Source organism: Nitrospira sp. CR1.1 (genome assembly GCA_014055465.1).
Lineage (GTDB): Bacteria > Nitrospirota > Nitrospiria > Nitrospirales > Nitrospiraceae > Nitrospira_A.
The window spans coordinates 44,234-59,206 of record WIAF01000008.1; the positions used below are offsets into that span (position 1 = coordinate 44,234).

At 59.5% G+C, this 14,973-nt stretch carries 14 protein-coding genes; 13 read left to right on the forward strand and 1 reads right to left on the reverse strand.

Annotated features, from left to right (window positions below; all coding sequences use genetic code 11):
• Positions 1–45: 45 nt before the first annotated feature.
• Positions 46–1,221: a CBS domain-containing protein gene (locus GDA65_14330; protein MBA5863870.1), complete on the reverse strand. Its 1,176-nt coding sequence runs from the start codon at positions 1,219–1,221 to the stop codon at positions 46–48.
• 71 nt (positions 1,222–1,292) lie between these two features.
• On the opposite strand from GDA65_14330, the gene GDA65_14335 reads away from it, so the two are divergent.
• The 13 genes from GDA65_14335 to GDA65_14395 all read left to right on the forward strand — a co-directional run bounded on the left by GDA65_14335 (position 1,293) and on the right by GDA65_14395 (position 14,963).
• Positions 1,293–2,015: a polysaccharide deacetylase family protein gene (locus GDA65_14335; protein ID MBA5863871.1), complete on the forward strand. Its 723-nt coding sequence runs from the start codon at positions 1,293–1,295 to the stop codon at positions 2,013–2,015.
• Positions 1,982–2,479 carry a GNAT family N-acetyltransferase gene (locus tag GDA65_14340; GenBank protein MBA5863872.1) on the forward strand — a complete coding sequence of 166 codons (498 nt, stop codon included), beginning with the start codon at positions 1,982–1,984 and terminating at the stop codon, positions 2,477–2,479. The genes GDA65_14335 and GDA65_14340 overlap by 34 nt, the downstream gene beginning before the upstream one ends.
• A 347-nt stretch (positions 2,480–2,826) precedes the next feature.
• The gene (locus GDA65_14345) at positions 2,827–3,228 is read left to right on the forward strand and encodes a VOC family protein (protein MBA5863873.1); all 402 of its coding nucleotides are present in this window, start codon (positions 2,827–2,829) and stop codon (positions 3,226–3,228) included.
• A gap of 143 nt (positions 3,229–3,371) precedes the next feature.
• Positions 3,372–4,241, forward strand: a complete 870-nt coding sequence (locus GDA65_14350; GenBank protein MBA5863874.1) for a diaminopimelate epimerase — start codon at positions 3,372–3,374, stop codon at positions 4,239–4,241.
• Positions 4,242–4,353: 112 nt separating this feature from the next.
• A complete protein-coding gene (gene uvrC / locus GDA65_14355) occupies positions 4,354–6,165 on the forward strand; it encodes an excinuclease ABC subunit UvrC (protein MBA5863875.1) in 1,812 nt (603 codons plus the stop codon).
• Between the two features lie 255 nt (positions 6,166–6,420).
• Positions 6,421–7,053: a hypothetical protein gene (locus GDA65_14360; GenBank protein MBA5863876.1), complete on the forward strand. Its 633-nt coding sequence runs from the start codon at positions 6,421–6,423 to the stop codon at positions 7,051–7,053.
• A gap of 35 nt (positions 7,054–7,088) precedes the next feature.
• Positions 7,089–7,799: a hypothetical protein gene (locus tag GDA65_14365; GenBank protein ID MBA5863877.1), complete on the forward strand. Its 711-nt coding sequence runs from the start codon at positions 7,089–7,091 to the stop codon at positions 7,797–7,799.
• Positions 7,800–7,810: 11 nt separating this feature from the next.
• Positions 7,811–8,332: a hypothetical protein gene (locus tag GDA65_14370; GenBank protein ID MBA5863878.1), complete on the forward strand. Its 522-nt coding sequence runs from the start codon at positions 7,811–7,813 to the stop codon at positions 8,330–8,332.
• 23 nt (positions 8,333–8,355) lie between these two features.
• Complete coding sequence (locus GDA65_14375; protein ID MBA5863879.1) at positions 8,356–9,123, forward strand: hypothetical protein; 768 nt, start codon at positions 8,356–8,358, stop codon at positions 9,121–9,123.
• 18 nt (positions 9,124–9,141) lie between these two features.
• Positions 9,142–10,119, forward strand: a complete 978-nt coding sequence (locus tag GDA65_14380) for a hypothetical protein (GenBank protein ID MBA5863880.1) — start codon at positions 9,142–9,144, stop codon at positions 10,117–10,119.
• Between the two features lie 248 nt (positions 10,120–10,367).
• On the forward strand, positions 10,368–11,165 hold the full coding sequence (locus GDA65_14385) for a hypothetical protein (GenBank protein MBA5863881.1): 798 nt from the start codon (positions 10,368–10,370) through the stop codon (positions 11,163–11,165).
• A gap of 1,334 nt (positions 11,166–12,499) precedes the next feature.
• Positions 12,500–14,047 carry a beta-ketoacyl-ACP synthase II gene (locus tag GDA65_14390; protein MBA5863882.1) on the forward strand — a complete coding sequence of 516 codons (1,548 nt, stop codon included), beginning with the start codon at positions 12,500–12,502 and terminating at the stop codon, positions 14,045–14,047.
• A 259-nt stretch (positions 14,048–14,306) separates the two neighbouring features.
• On the forward strand, positions 14,307–14,963 hold the full coding sequence (locus GDA65_14395; GenBank protein MBA5863883.1) for a response regulator: 657 nt from the start codon (positions 14,307–14,309) through the stop codon (positions 14,961–14,963).
• Positions 14,964–14,973: the final 10 nt, after the last annotated feature.

The following is a 14,973-nucleotide window of genomic DNA, read 5'->3' on the forward strand; positions in this document are numbered from 1 at the left end:
CGATGGCTTGCCGATGCGGGATGCGGGGCGGAGGGAGCGGCCCGGCTACGAGGAGGAGGCGCCCATGCCTGACGGATGGCGTTGTTCGATAAAGTGTCCGATGGACGCGCGTGTGACCAGTCCCAACAATTGACTGTCTTCGACCACGACCAGTCGTTCGGCCCCGCTCGCCATCATCTGTTCCAAGGCCTGCATGGCTGAACGATCCGGAGAGATGGCCATTTCGTCGCCGGCGGGTTGCATAATATCGGCCACGCGGCGAAAGGCCCAGAGGGAGTTTTTGACTGACTGAATATCGCGGACCGCTACCACGCCCAGCAGGCGGCCTTCATGCACCACCGGAAATCCTCCATAGCCGTAGGGGAGGAAGTATTGATTCACCGCTTCCTCCAACGAGAGCTCCGGGGAGAGGGCCACGACATTTGCGACCATGAGCTCGCGAACCGGCACCGCCGCCAGCGACGCGCGGATGACCGCCTGTTTCCGGCTCCCACGGGCCGCCGCAAACAGAAACGCGCCCAGCAACACGATCCACCCTCCGCTGCTCGCGAGCGCGCTGGACGCCGTGCCGGAAAGCGCGCCGAAAACAAGCAGCGCGCCGAATAGCGCGAATGTGATTCCGAACAGCAGTCCAACAAGAGCCGCCTGACTCGTTGCACGATAATAATCCTTGCTCCAGGCCCACAGTCCGGCCCGCAAGGCGCGACCGCCGTCCAACGGAAACCCCGGCAGGAGATTAAACAGGCCCAACTGAGTATTGACCATTCCGAGCAGCGTGCCCAAGGCTACTAACCCGTGCAGAGAGGAGCCTGCCGGGAACGATTCCAACACCGTAACGAACAGGAGAGAGATGCCTGCCAGTATAAAACTGACGAGCGGACCCGCGATCGCAATCAGAAACTCCGCCCGCGGATGGGGCGGTTCTTTTCGCATCTGCGCGACTCCGCCGAAGATGAAGAGCGTAATCTGCCCGATCGGAATGCGATAGCGCAGCGCCACCAACGAATGGCCCAGCTCGTGCAACAGGACGGAGGCAAACAACAGGAGCGCCGCCACGCCGCCCATCGCCCAATAGCGGGGCTCGGATAAGCCGGGAAGCGTGTCCGGCAGATAGCCGGTCGCCAGCGACCAGGTCATGAAGACAAACACGAACAACCAGGAAGCATGCACATGGATGGGAATGCCGAACATCCGTCCGATTTTCCAATCTGGTCCTTGCATGGTTTCACCGTAGCAGCCACCCCGAGTAAGCGTCAACTATCGTAGATGCGCCCCATCAGGTATACTGCGCCATGCACTGGAAAACATGGCGGATCGGAATCGCGGTGATCTGCGGGTTGACCCTGGCCATGGGAGCCTGGCCCGCGTCGGCACAGGTCATCAAAGCCGGTCCTGCCTCCTGCCCTGCCGTGGCGCTTACCTATGATCTGTGCCCCGTTCGCACCGCTTCGGGCTTCGATCGCGAGTTGATCGATTTCCTTATCGAACACAAGGTGCCGACGACCTTCTTCATGTCCGGTCGTTGGATGACCAAACACGATGCCGAAGTGAAGCAGCTCTTGGCCGTTCCGTTTTTCGAGATCGGCACACACGGCGACGTGCATGCGCATCTGCCGATGCATGAAGTCGAGGAACAGCGACAGGAAATCATGGGACCGGTGCGTCTGCTCAAGACCAAGTACGGTCGCCCGGCGGCGCTGTTTCGACCGCCCTATGGCGAATATAACGACGAGACAGTGGAAGCCGTGAAAGCGCTCGGCCTGCGCTTCATTCTGTGGAGTATTGAATCCGGCGACCCAGATCCCACCCTGAGCGCCGAAGCGATCCTGACCCGTGTTCAGAAGCGACTCAGACCGGGCAGTGTCATCGTCTTGCATGCGAATGGAAAAGGGAAACATACCCGTGAAGTGACCGAGGCCCTGGCCGGGCACCTCTTACCCGACAAGGGTCTGACCCCGATGACCGTCTCGGATCTTCTGCGATGCAACCAATCGACGATCGCACCCGCACCATAATCCGCGACATGCGGGAGGAGGATCGCGATGCCGTGATCGGCATCCTGACCAGCTCCGATCCCTGGAAGCGCCTGGGCTTTACCGCCTCCGACTGGCTGCGCATCTTTGCGCCGCTGCCTGCCGGACGCGACACGTTCATTCTGGACGTGGATGGAACCGTGGTTGGCATTGCCATCGTGCGGAGAAAGTTTTTGTTCGGCGACTATCTGGAATTGCTCGGGATTGCCCCGTCAGCAACGGGCCGGGGCTTCGGCAGCCGTTTGCTATCCCACATTGAATCGCTCACCTTCGCACGAGCCCCGAACCTGTTCGCCTGCGTCTCGGACTTCAATGACGCCGCCCGTGCGTTCTACCGTCAGCAGGGGTATAAGGAAATCGGGCCCATGCCCAATTTCTTGATCCCCGGGTATGCCGAAATCCTCCTCCGCAAAACGGCCGGCCCGGCGAAGGGTGTCGTAAAGTGAGTCGCAGCAATGGCCCAGATCGTTCTTGAATTTCTGTATCAGTTTCTTGCGGAAATACTTTGTTGTGGAACCGGACGTGGGCTTCTAGTCCTGATTGGCACCGATCCAGAGCGCCATGAAACCCTCTGCACCATAGTTGGATTCATATTTTGGTCACTCCTAGGAATTTCGATATGGTGGTTCATGTTTTAGCTTTTCATTGAGGAATCATTAGAGAGTGCTCAAAACAGTTTCCAGCAAGGCCGCAAGGAGTGCGAACCCCGAGGCGTACGCGGAGGGTACGTTGAGGGGTTCGGACGACTGAGAACGCCGCTGGAGACTGTTTTCAGCAGCCGACAGGGGTGCCAATCATGAAAGTCACCAAACTTCTCCATACTCGCATGCGCGTGAGCGACATGGATCAGACCATCCGCTTCTACCAGCAGGTGTTGGGCCTGGAGGTGTTGGAACGCAAAGTATCTCCACGCGGGTCACACTTGGCCTTTTTAAAAGTCCCCAACAGTCAAGAACTGATCGAACTGTGCAGCTTTCCTGCCAGTGGGCCGGTTACGGTGCAGGAAGATCTGGTCCACCTCGCCTTTGAGGTCGAAAATCTGGACGAGACCATCCGGAGTCTGGAGTCCAGCGGGATCCGGGTCACCGACGGCCCCACGCGCACGTCATCCGGCAGCCGATTTATCTTTATCGACGCACCGGACGGATATGAGGTTGAACTCATCGAGCGACCGCCGGGCACGGCACTCGTGTAGACGAAGGCCATCACGCGCGTCACGCTATCCTCTTCCCCCCACCCGCATGCCTATGCGAACCCATTGACGAATCTGAATCCGTCCACGTATTGTTCCTTCGCTTCACGTATCACCGTCGTCGAATGACAACAAGGAGAGCGCAGATGAAGAACGGGTTTTTTCGCGGGCACGGACTCGGCAACGATTATCTGGTCATGGACCCCAAAGAGCTCAGCTTTACGCTCACCCCCGGGAGAATCCGCGGCATTTGCGATCGCCATTGGGGCCTCGGCAGCGACGGGATCCTCGCGCTGGTTCCCTCCAAGAAGGCCGACTTCGGTCTCCGCATTTACAACCCGGATGGCAGCGAAGCAGAAAAATCTGGCAACGGACTCCGTATCTTCGCCCGCTATCTGCATGCCACCGGTAAAACCAAAAAACGCGCCTTCACCGTCGAGACGAAGGGCGGTCTCGTTTCGATCACCCTGCATGTCGATCGCCATGGCGATGCGGCGGCGGCCACAGTGGAGATGGGCCAGGCCACCTTTCAACCGGCGGCACTTCCCTGCACGTTGTCCGTCGATGAATTGATCCAGGCTCCCATCGAAGCCGCAGGACGGTCATTACAATTTACTGGCGTCAGCGTCGGAAACCCCCACTGTGTGGTCTTCAAACAAGCCGGTGCGGCCTGGACGCATGAAGAGCTCCTCGCGCTGGGGCCAGCCCTGGAAAACCATCCTCTCTTTCCAAAGCGCACCAACGTTCAACTCGCCGTGCCCACGGGTCCGAAGGAAATCTTCATCTTGATTTGGGAACGCGGCGCCGGGGAAACCCAGGCTTCCGGCTCCTCCTCCTGCGCTGCAGCCAGCGCCGCCGTGAAGCTCGGGCTGGTGAAGGGTCCGGTCACGGTCAAGATGCCGGGGGGAACGCTCAACATCGAGGTCGCCAAGGATTTCAGCCTGACCATGAAGGGCCCGGTGGCTGAAGTCGCCCGGGGCAGCCTCAGTCCGTCGTTTGTACGAACGCTCCGCTAAGCTGGAAGCCATCAGCAGTCAGCGACCGGGTAAGGTTGCGGACGATTTGTACCGGTCGTTACAATGACCTAGACCCCGCCGCGATTTCCTCGCGCTGAAGGCTGACAGCTGCATGGACACGTCGCTAACGCTCCAATCCAAACTCGACCGTCTCCCCGAACAGCCGGGATGTTATCTCTTCCGGAACGCGCAGAAAGAAATTCTGTATGTCGGCAAAGCTGCCGTGCTGTCAGACCGGGTCCGTTCCTATTTCCAAAACGGCAATGATCAGACCCCCAAAACCAGCCTGCTGGTCAGCGAAATCACCGACCTCGAAACCATCGTCACCCGTTCCGAACTGGAAGCGCTGATCCTCGAAAGCAATCTGATCAAGCGCCACCGCCCGCGATTTAATATCGTCCTGCGCGACGACAAGCAGTACCCCTATCTACGGTTGCCGATCAAAGAACCATTTCCGCGCCTCTCCATCGTCCGGCGCGTCCAAAAGGACGGCGCGCTCTATTACGGGCCCTACACGCCGGCCGGGGCGCTCCGCGAGACGTTAAAAGTCATTCGCAAAGCGTTTCCGCTAGCCACGTGCGACATCGACATCGACGGCCAAGCCGACCGGGCCTGCATCGAGTTTGAGATTAAACGCTGCATGGCGCCCTGCACCGGCAATCAGTCACGCGAGGACTATCACCTGATCGTCAAACAGGTCCGCCAGTTTCTTGAAGGCCGGGATCGGGAACTTCTCGACAGTCTGCGACAGAATATGGAAGCAGCCGCGGAACGGGAGGAATTCGAGGAAGCCGCCCGCCTGCGGGACCGCCTCTTCAGCGTTGAGCGCACGCTCGAAAAACAACGCATTACCCAGATCACCACCACGGACCAGGACGTGATCGGGATCGCGCGGCAGGGCACGGCAGCGGACCTCCAGCTCCTGTTCGTGCGCGGAGGCCTGCTGATCGGGCGGAAAGATTTCTTCTGGCCTCAATCCGCCGACTCCGCTGATGAAGAACTCGTCCGTTCCGCCATCGAGCAGTTCTACAACAAAGAAGGGCAGCCGCCCAAAGAGCTCTTGGTACCGACCGACCTCGGCGATGTCCCGCTGATCGAACAATGGCTGAGTGAGAAACGCGGCGAGACCATGCGCATCCTTGCCCCGGAACGAGGCGCGAAGCATCAGCTGGTGCTCCTGGCGGAAGAAAATGCCGCCGCCGCCATTGCCGACCATCTCCGGAACGAAGCCTTGGACCGGCAGGCCACGGCAGAACTCAAGCGCCTGCTTCGTCTTGATACCGTGCCCCGTCGCATCGAAGGATTCGACATTTCGAATATCATGGGCAATCAATCGGTCGCCTCCCTGGTCGTGTGGGAAGACGGACAGGCGAAGAAATCCGACTATCGCAAATTCCGCATTCAAACGGTGGAAGGGGCCAACGACTTTGCCAGCATGCAGGAAGCGGTGATGCGGCGCTACGGCGCCACGGAGGATCTCGCTCGGCCCGATCTGATTCTGATCGACGGCGGCTTGGGCCAGTTGAGCGCGGCACTCGAAGGGCTCAAGCAGGTCGGCCAGGAGCAGATTCCGATCATGGGCCTGGCCAAAGCGCGGGGTGAAAAAGAGGAACGTATCTTTCTGCCGGGCCGGAAGAATCCCATCCTGCTGCGTCCGACCTCACCCGCCACGCATCTGGTTCAGCGAATCCGCGACGAAGCCCACCGCTTTGCCGTCACGTATCACCGGAATTTGCGGGGCAAGGCCCTGCTGTCATCCGAACTGGACCAGATCCCCGGCATCGGCAAGATCCGCCGTGCACGCCTTCTGAAACAATTCGGCAGTCTTCCACAGATCGCCTCGGCCACTGACGAACAACTCAAGTCGGCCGGCCTCGATACAGCCACGGTCGTCGCCCTACGCAAAACCCTCATGCCTTCCTAGCGCACTCTTGAGCAAGTCCATTCTGGCTTCCCGGACGCACCTCACCCTGTATGAGGTTCGATACACTCGTATCTGAATGGGTACGGTTGAGAACACCAGCCTACGCGGTGCCGGTTTGAAACAGCCTCATTTTCCCCTTGCACAGCGGTCATTTCACGACTACTCTGGCGCGACTCTTCGCAATTCATGCTGGGTACGTAGATTGCCTTTCACCAGGAATGTTTCGATTGACGACGCTGACCAGGAGGCATCCCGATGAGGATGTTACGTATCGCCGGCGCGCTGGTTCTCGCCTCGCTCGCCGCCTGCTCCACACCGCCGGAAGTTAAACAAGCCCTTGCGGTCAAGGACCATGCCTATGCGGAGAATGAGCAGCTCATGCAGCAATATCGTGAGCTCGTGAGTCATATCACTACCCGCCATCTGCAGTGGTATCGTTATGTTCAAACACGCCTGAAGCTGGATTTGGCCCTGCAATGGGCGACAACCAATCCTCGCGTGGCCGACGTGCCGGACGCCGCCATGGCCGAAGATGATGCGGCAACCCTCGGGCCCGACGTGCTGACCTTGATCAATGCGATACGACTGAAGTCTCTCCCTGAGCGGAAAGGACCAACCGGCCAACCCCTGTTTGCCGCCGGCGCAGGAGATATGAGCAACCTCGTCCAGCAATTGCCTGACCTGATCGCGCGGGTGGAACAGCATGTCGCCGGCGGCGCACAGGTGCCTCAAACCGTCGACCTCACGGCATTCGACCGGTACCGGAACAATGTCGAAGCGCTTCGAAGGATCAACGGTCTGATCAAACAATACCTGGATATCGACGTCACCCTGAGCCGAAGCGACACGCAATCGCTGGCCGATGCCCTGCGCGCGGTGCGCCGATGACCGGCCGTCACGCCGCGCCACGGAAGGAGCCCTCCATGGTCAGACAAAGCATGACGCGGCTGTCCCTTGCCATGCTGTTGCTCATGGCCACCGGCTGCCATTCGATCCACAGCCGTTCGGTCCGTGATCTCATTCAGATGGAAGGCGCCAAGATCGATGCGGCACAAACCAACATCGATCTGTTCCAAAAAGAGACCGAAGCGCGCATCAAATTTCTCGAGCAGGCGCGAGCCGAACTGCATCAGAGCTTTAAGTCTCTTCACATCCAAGAAACCAAACACCGCTTTGCCCTGGCTTCCTTCCGGAATCTGACCAACAAAAAAGGCGACGCTGCGTATGCGGCGGCCTACCTGACGAGCCTGATCTACCTGGCGGATGTGCAAGGGTTGGAGAAGGCCGTGTGGGATCAATTTGAAGAAGACTTCTGCGCTCTGCGCGACACGGCCAATGCACTGAACGATTCCTGGAAGCAGACCGCCACGCTCCATGCTCAGGTGCAACGCTTTGCCGGACAATCGGCGCTGGCCTCGGTCGATCCGGAATTCGTCGCGGCGATCCTCGATCAGGCGCCCGGCCGGTCCGAACAGATCATGAGTGTCCTGAACCATTCCCGGACGGTCAATGACGCGCTGGAAGAAGTCGTCGGCGCGCGCCTCCTCCGCATCGGCGGGTTGGATCGCGCACAGAGATTCACCGCCGATCTGGTAGAACTCCTGGATCGCCTGAAGAAAGACGACGGACAGTAACGGAGGGCGCTATGAACCGCAGCATCGACGGGGTGATTACCTTCCTCCGGGACAACGACAGCGTGATCAAACAATTGATGGAGACCGCCGAATCCGCCACCAACGATATCGAACAACTCGCCACCAGCGTCGGCCATGCCCGGGATGAGGCCCAGGTGCTGGTGGATCAATTGGGCGCGGTGGAATTCAGCGTCGGACGCGACGACGAGACGAAAGTCCGCCAAACGGCGCTGCTTGAAGCGGTCGCCGCCTTGAGGAAAAAATTCGAGCGCTACAAAAACGATCCTCTACGAAGGGGCATCTACGCAGCCGAGATCTCCAATCTCTATCTGCAATTGGCGAACACGTTTAATAACGAGACCGTCGCCAGGATCGTTCCCTTCGGCGCCGACGAAATCGAGACCTACAAAGACCTGATGAAGAACGCGGTGTTGGACGCCGCTTCCCGAAAAAAACGCGCGGCGGTCATCAAAGCGGGGATTCAGATTTCCCGACTGGCGCTGGGCGTGGCGAGCAAACTCGCCCTCGTATAGCCCCTATGGACGCACGATCCGCCATGTTGCCATCCGCCATCATGCTCCTTCTGCTCCTGGGTGCCGGCTGTAGTCTGGATGCCACCTCCCGTGGCCCGTTCGGACCGGAGGATCCTGAGACTGCCATTCCCAAGAAGCCGCTGCCCGCGCAGGTCCCGGCCAAGCATGTCCTGGAGTTTACGGCCGACGAGTCTCCCGGGCACATCAAACCCAAAATGGCCGGGAGCACGAGTGATACCGTCGTGACCCGCTTGCCTAACCCCGCGGCCTCTCTTTCCGCCTCCGAGATTGCAGGGCTGCGGCAGGCGGCGGAGGCCGATTCCCGGGTAATGTCTCTGCTGGGCGCGCGCTGGGGGTTTATTGATGCGGACTTGATGCCACCGAATCGAAAAATTGCATTCGGCTGCTGCCGTCAGCAGGCACGCATCGCGAGGCTCGTCTACTTCAGTTACAGCAACAATGCCGCCGTGGAGGTGAGCCTGAAAGATGCGAGGGTGCTGGAGGCTTCCCGCAACGAAGGGTATCTGCCTCCTGAAGGGCCGCAAGATGTTCAACGCGGGATCGAGCTGGCCCGGGCCGATCACCGGCTGTCCGGTAAGGTGCGCGATCTGCAAGGCCATGGGCTCTTGATGCAGCCGGATCGAGGGTTTTTCAAAAACGATCCGGGGTATGGCCATCGCGTGATATGGATTACGTTTTCGCCGGGAGTGGGTGGTGACCCGAAGTATTGGGCCCAGGTGGATCTCACGGATGACCGCGTGCTGGACGCCGGCGATGAGCCACCTCGATAAGGCAGGAAAGGAGAGCCAATGAGGCGTGTTGTGGGTGCCCTCCTGCTGTTCTGCGCAGTGGTTGCGCCGAATCCCGGTTTTGCCGAGTCTTCGTCGGAACACATTGATTGGGGCCGCTGGAGTTTCGACTATGAGGTCAAAGACAATACCGGACTGGCCGTCAGAAACGTCGCCTACGATGGTGAACTGGTTCTGGGCAAGGCCAGCATGCCGGTTCTGCGGGTGAAATATGTAAAGGAACGCGTCTGGTGGAATCCCTTTACCTGGTTTGGATCCCGCGCCGACAGCGGCCGCTGCGGGCCCTTTCAGGATCGTCTCCGATGGGTGGATCTGGTTCCGATCGTCAACTGCGGCGACAACAAGGTGTGCGCCGAACAGGCGACACTCCACGGTATCCAGTGGCTGGAACTTGGCATTTATGCGCGCATCGGGGAATATCACATTTATCAATCCTGGCATTTTTCGGAGGACGGAGAGCTGCGCCCGGTTGTCCAGAGCCGCGGCTTGTCCTGTAACACTGACCACATACACCATCCTTACTGGCGGTTCGATTTCGACATTAACGGGAACGGAATGGATCAAGTCTTCGTGCGTGACGACGGAGGCGCGGACACCGGCTGGGGACCCGGCTGGACCAAATATACAAATGAACGGAATGCTGTAAAAAATTCGTCCACCCGACGAACCTGGTTCGTGCGCGATCAGCCGACGGGTCACGGCGTGTGGCTCCTTCCCGGCGACGGATACGCTCCGCTCAAGGACGATGGCGAGCGGGACGCCTTTGCCGACCACGATGTCGCAATTCGTCGGGCCAAAGCGAATGAGGATATTCCTTGGGTCTTCGGCGCCCGCGGCCAACTGGGATATGACGAAGACAACCAAGGCGTCCAGGAGCAGGATGTCGTGGTCTGGTATGTGGCGCACCTTCCGCACATGGCCGCTCTTGGCCCAACCAAGTGGCTGACACTGGGACCGACCTTAAAAATCCAGCGATAGCGCCCTCTTTCCCCGCCCGATTTCTGACCAGCCTCAACACGCTCCTCTCTTGCCCGTTGCGGTTCATACCTTAGGCACTCTATACTAAGCGAAGGTTACCCTAGGTACGGCCCATCCGGTCGCAGTACAATGAGGGGTTCCCCAATAATACAGCTGCCTTAACATATGAACCAGGCCCGAATTTCTGAACGCTTCCGATTGCTTGTCATCCCTGCGACAACAGAGCGCGTTCACCGGAAAGAATTGGCATGAGTCAGTCGGCGTTTTCCACAAAGGAATTCCAGCGGCTCGGCGAGATTATGTATGACGCGCGCTCCGTCGACCGGAACGACGGTGTGTGGCAGCTGGTATCGGCGGTGCAACAAGTGGTGCCGTATGAGTATTCAGGATGCGGCGCGGTAGATCTTTTGCATGGAATCGATCCTTCTCTCGGGCATTCCACCTACCCCCGGGAATTCTGCCAGCTCTACATGGGCCAGGGCCTCGCGGCGGACCCCGCCGTCCATCGTCTGCTCACTTCCGGCCAAACCGTGACCTCCAGCGCCGATGAACCGGTGATCCAGGAGCCGAAAGACATCACCTCCCTCAAGCTCGATTTCGGGATCAAAACCTGCCTCTCCGCAGGGGTACGCGGAGACCATGGCAACTGCTCCTACTTTGCCTTCAGCAATTTTGACGCCAAACAGGCGGATAAATTGCGCCTCCTCCTCGATATTCTCACTCCGCATTTTCATTTGAGTTACATGCGTTGCAAATCGGCCTGGACTCCCCATCAGCCTGCCAAGCCTGCCCTCCTTCTCAGTAAACGGGAAGAGGAAATTCTCCGCTGGGTGGCGGCAGGCAAAACCAACTGGGAAATCTCCGTCATTCTCAAGGTCAGTTTGAACACGGTGAAATTTCACCTCAAGAATATTTTCCAGAAGATCGGCGTCGAAAACCGGTGGAGTGCCATTGCCTACTGGCAAACAGAGGCGCAGCATCGCAGCAATCCATCCGCGCCGCCCAGTGACGATCGCCCCCCTTCCGGGTCCGGCCACCAGGCCTAACTCGCATCATGCATGTCCACCCGCGCGCCGCCCAGTCCGTCACTCACTGACCGACGAGGGACGGAGCCTTCGCCTACCCCGATGGGTAGGTGACGCCGGACCTCACCTCTCGTAGAGTCTGCCCATACAACGTCGCATATGGCGTGACGTGTCAGCACCACGTATCACCTGCCATCCATATCACTGGCCAGGGCCAAAGGGCCCCGGGAAAACAGGAAGGAGAGGCCCTATGAAGCAGCTTGCCGCACATCCTGCAGCAATGGACGCCACCTGTACTCTGCTCGACCTCCTGCAACAACGAAAGACGCGCCGCTTTGGCCGAGGCATGACCCTGCCGGGCGGCCCGCTTCAATACACGAGTCAGCATGAACCGATCCCGCTCAGCCGGGAAGAGGAACGGTATCTCATCTATGCGGCGATCGGCCGGTCCGGGCGCAACCTCGGCGACATGCAGTTTGTCGGACGCCCAGGCGCTGGCGCGGGCCAAGGCAATGCGCTGATGAATTTCAACAGCCGCACAGTCCCCAGCCCCTGCTCCGCGCAAACGACGCAGCTGTTTTATACCAACGACGACGGGGTCTTTTTCGTCGCCGACGCCGCGGGGCCCGATCACCCCTGGGATCTGAACGTCGTGCAACTGCAATCGTCTCGATTGGATATCCCCCGGGAAGCGCCCTTCATGCTCCCGTTCAACCAATGGTATACGAATCGGCCCGGCACCACTCTGTTCATGCCCGTGACCAATATCGCGCTGTTGTATCTGAACCTCCTGCTGACAATGTTCAGCGAGGAGACCGGCTATTTCATCGTCGATACGGACAACGCCAACGCCGGATGCGGCCTCGATGCCTTCCGAAAAAGCGCAGGCGGGCACCTGCATGACGACCTGAACGCCCGCCGTATGTTCAGCCTGCGTGAGCTCGACGCCGCGATTTGCGAGACCGCCATCCAGGAACAAGGGATTATCTGCGAACATATCTCCCTCATGCAGCAGGCGCTGGGACTCGGCGGCGGCATCCAGAGTGTGGGGAGCGGCCGGCATCTTCTGGGCATGGAACCTCACATCTATCCCGGACTCGGATTCCACTTCGTCGTCCCGCCGGGCAAGCCGCTGCGGGCAAATCCCGTCGGCATTCCGCAGGTGTGGGAAGGTCCCACGCCGCCATTTGTGCCCTCGATGAAGGACGCTGTGATCCGGTTGATCGCCAGCAAGTTCGGGCCTGACGGCACATTCAGGAAACCGCAGGAACAGCCCTGGGTACACCCCAAGTCGGCGCAGCAGGTCCCGCAGCACTCCGAACGGGCCATCGAGGCGACAATCGCCTTCACCGAATATGTGCTCGGGACGTACGGCCGGTTTCCGGCGCACGCCGACGCCTGCAAGTCGATCGTGGCTTGTCAGACCCATCATCTGGACGAAGACTTTTACGCGACCTTTTATCCCGACTCCGCCTTGCCGGATGCGCATCGTGAACACATGCATACCTGGCATGCCCATTGACGACGAACAGTTGACGACAAACATTCTCACGCTCTTGAGAGCAGAGGAGGGCATCATGACAGCACAGACCTCTCGTCGAGTCGTCATCACCGGAATGGGAGTGATTTCCCCGCTGGGTTGTACCGTCGACCTGTTTTGGCATCTGTTGAGCAAGGGCGCGAGCGCGGTGAAACCGATCCGCTCGTTCGATACCTCACCGTTCCAGGCTTGTCTTGCGGCGGAGGTGAGTGACTTCGATCCCGAAGATTTTCTGCATCGCAAGCAAGCCCGCCGCATGGGACGGGCAACCCAATTCGCCGTAGCCTCCGCCATGATGGCCGCGCGCGATTCGGGCATCGATCTGGAACAGGAAGACCGCGGCGCGATCGGCATCAGCATCGGCACCTCCATCGGCGGCATGAAAGAAGCATTTGAATTCCATGACGCGGCCAAACTCACCGCCTATGAACGGGTCAACCCCTTCACCATGGGCATGACCTTTCCCAATGCCATCTCATCGGAAGTCGCCATCGTCCTGGGTCTGCACGGTCCTTGCGAGACCTATTCCATCGGCTGTTCGTCTACGGCGAACGCGATCGGACGCGCCTACGAATGGATCAAATCCGGCCAGGCCTCGTTGGTCGTAGCAGGTGGAACGGAAGCGCCCTTGCACCCGAGTGTCTATGCGGCCATGAACGCCGGACGCGCGCTGGCGCCGGATGAACGGGGCGCGATCAGAAACCTCCCCCGGCCTTTTGACAAGCACCGGTGCGGCATGGTGCTAGGCGAAGGCGCCGGCTCCTTTATTCTGGAAGATTACGAACATGCCCGCGCGCGGGGCGCCCGCATGTATGCCGAACTCGAAGGGTGGGGATTTACGTGTGATGCCCATTCGATGGTAAAGGCGGCCGCCACGGGGCAGGAGCAGCAACGAGCGGCCAGGCTGGCGCTCTCGACCGCCCACTGGTTCCCCGAGGAAGTCGACTATGTCAATGCGTGCGGTCTCGGCACCATGGAATTGGACGCGCTGGAAACCCACACTGTGAAGCAGGTCTTGGGAACCCACGCGTATCGCGTTCCCGTCAGCTCATTCAAAGCGGCATTGGGGCATGCCTTCGCCGCCAGCGGCGCCTTCCAACTCATCGGGACGGCAAAAGCAATGGAACATCAATTCATTCCGCCGACACTGAACCTGACGACTCCGGATCCCACCTGCGATCTGGACTATGTCTCCGGTGAAGGACGGGTCGCGCATATCGATCGCGCGCTGATCAATAGTTTTGGATTCGGCGGCAAGAACATTGTGCTGGCTCTGTCTCGTATAGACGCCAGGGTCGCAATGACCAACCCGATGGCGGCGACGCCGGGATATGGCCTGCACCATTTGGCAGGAGTATCATGAGCTCGTGCGTCATAGGGTCCTGCTATGAGGGATCACAGACTCATGGCGGCACGCATCGGAAGGGCGACGGTCCATGCGGCCCGATCCGTTCCACTCCGGGCCGCACCGTGTCGCATCCGCCGCTGTCCTCTGATACGATCAACAGGATGGACACCGACCGTCTGCGTCTCTTCCCGGTCGTCTCGGGCAATCGCATTCACGGGCGCAGGCATAGACAGGAATTACCCGGCATCCATCCACATTTAGGTGAGAGTCGACTATGAACGAACCATCGTATACCCCAACGCGTATCTTCATCATCAATCCGCAGGAATTGGTCCGCGTCGGCATGCGGACCCTGCTGAATTCCGTCCCGGATTTTCTCGTGGTCGGAGAGGCCTCAACCCGCAGCGACGCGCTTCCCCTCGTGCTGCACCACCGACCCGACATCGTTATCGTGCATCTGCAAGTGCAGGAGGGCGCCGGGATTGAGACGGCCCGGGAAATCCTGGCACACCTTCCGGAAACCCGGCTCCTGTTTCTGGCCGACACGCTCAATGACACGATCCTTCTGTCGGCCGTCTCCACCGGCGCCCATGGATATGTGCTGCAAGACGCCGGTTCCGAGACGCTGATGCATGCGCTGCGCAGCATCACTAACGGACAGGCGTACCTGGACCCGGGTGTGACCCGCCATACCTTCGCCTATCTCCGCAAAGTCGCCGATCGAGAACCCGAGCGGGGCCGGCACCTGCTGTCGCCGCAGGAACGGCGGCTCCTTCCGCTCATCGCACAGGGGAAAACCAATAAGGAGATTGCCGCCGAACTGGGACTCAGCGACAAAACCGTCAAAAACTATTTGGCCAATGTGTATTCCAAACTTCACCTCACCAGGAGATCCCAAGCCGCCGCCTTTTACCTGAAAACGATTCCCTGACCGGAACTTC

Bases quoted from the DNA above. Each gene is read 5' to 3' on its own strand.
- GDA65_14395 (MBA5863883.1), top strand. From the start codon at position 14,307: ATGAACGAACCATCGTATACCCCAACGCGTATCTTCATCATCAATCCG.
- GDA65_14340 (MBA5863872.1), top strand. From the start codon at position 1,982: ATGCAACCAATCGACGATCGCACCCGCACCATAATCCGCGACATGCGG.
- GDA65_14350 (MBA5863874.1), top strand. From the start codon at position 3,372: ATGAAGAACGGGTTTTTTCGCGGGCACGGACTCGGCAACGATTATCTG.
- GDA65_14360 (MBA5863876.1), top strand. From the start codon at position 6,421: ATGAGGATGTTACGTATCGCCGGCGCGCTGGTTCTCGCCTCGCTCGCC.
- GDA65_14375 (MBA5863879.1), top strand. From the start codon at position 8,356: ATGTTGCCATCCGCCATCATGCTCCTTCTGCTCCTGGGTGCCGGCTGT.
- GDA65_14335 (MBA5863871.1), top strand. From the start codon at position 1,293: ATGCACTGGAAAACATGGCGGATCGGAATCGCGGTGATCTGCGGGTTG.
- GDA65_14385 (MBA5863881.1), top strand. From the start codon at position 10,368: ATGAGTCAGTCGGCGTTTTCCACAAAGGAATTCCAGCGGCTCGGCGAG.
- uvrC (MBA5863875.1), top strand. From the start codon at position 4,354: ATGGACACGTCGCTAACGCTCCAATCCAAACTCGACCGTCTCCCCGAA.
- GDA65_14365 (MBA5863877.1), top strand. From the start codon at position 7,089: ATGGTCAGACAAAGCATGACGCGGCTGTCCCTTGCCATGCTGTTGCTC.
- GDA65_14370 (MBA5863878.1), top strand. From the start codon at position 7,811: ATGAACCGCAGCATCGACGGGGTGATTACCTTCCTCCGGGACAACGAC.
- GDA65_14330 (MBA5863870.1), bottom strand. From the start codon at position 1,221: ATGCAAGGACCAGATTGGAAAATCGGACGGATGTTCGGCATTCCCATC.
- GDA65_14380 (MBA5863880.1), top strand. From the start codon at position 9,142: ATGAGGCGTGTTGTGGGTGCCCTCCTGCTGTTCTGCGCAGTGGTTGCG.
- GDA65_14390 (MBA5863882.1), top strand. From the start codon at position 12,500: ATGTGCTCGGGACGTACGGCCGGTTTCCGGCGCACGCCGACGCCTGCA.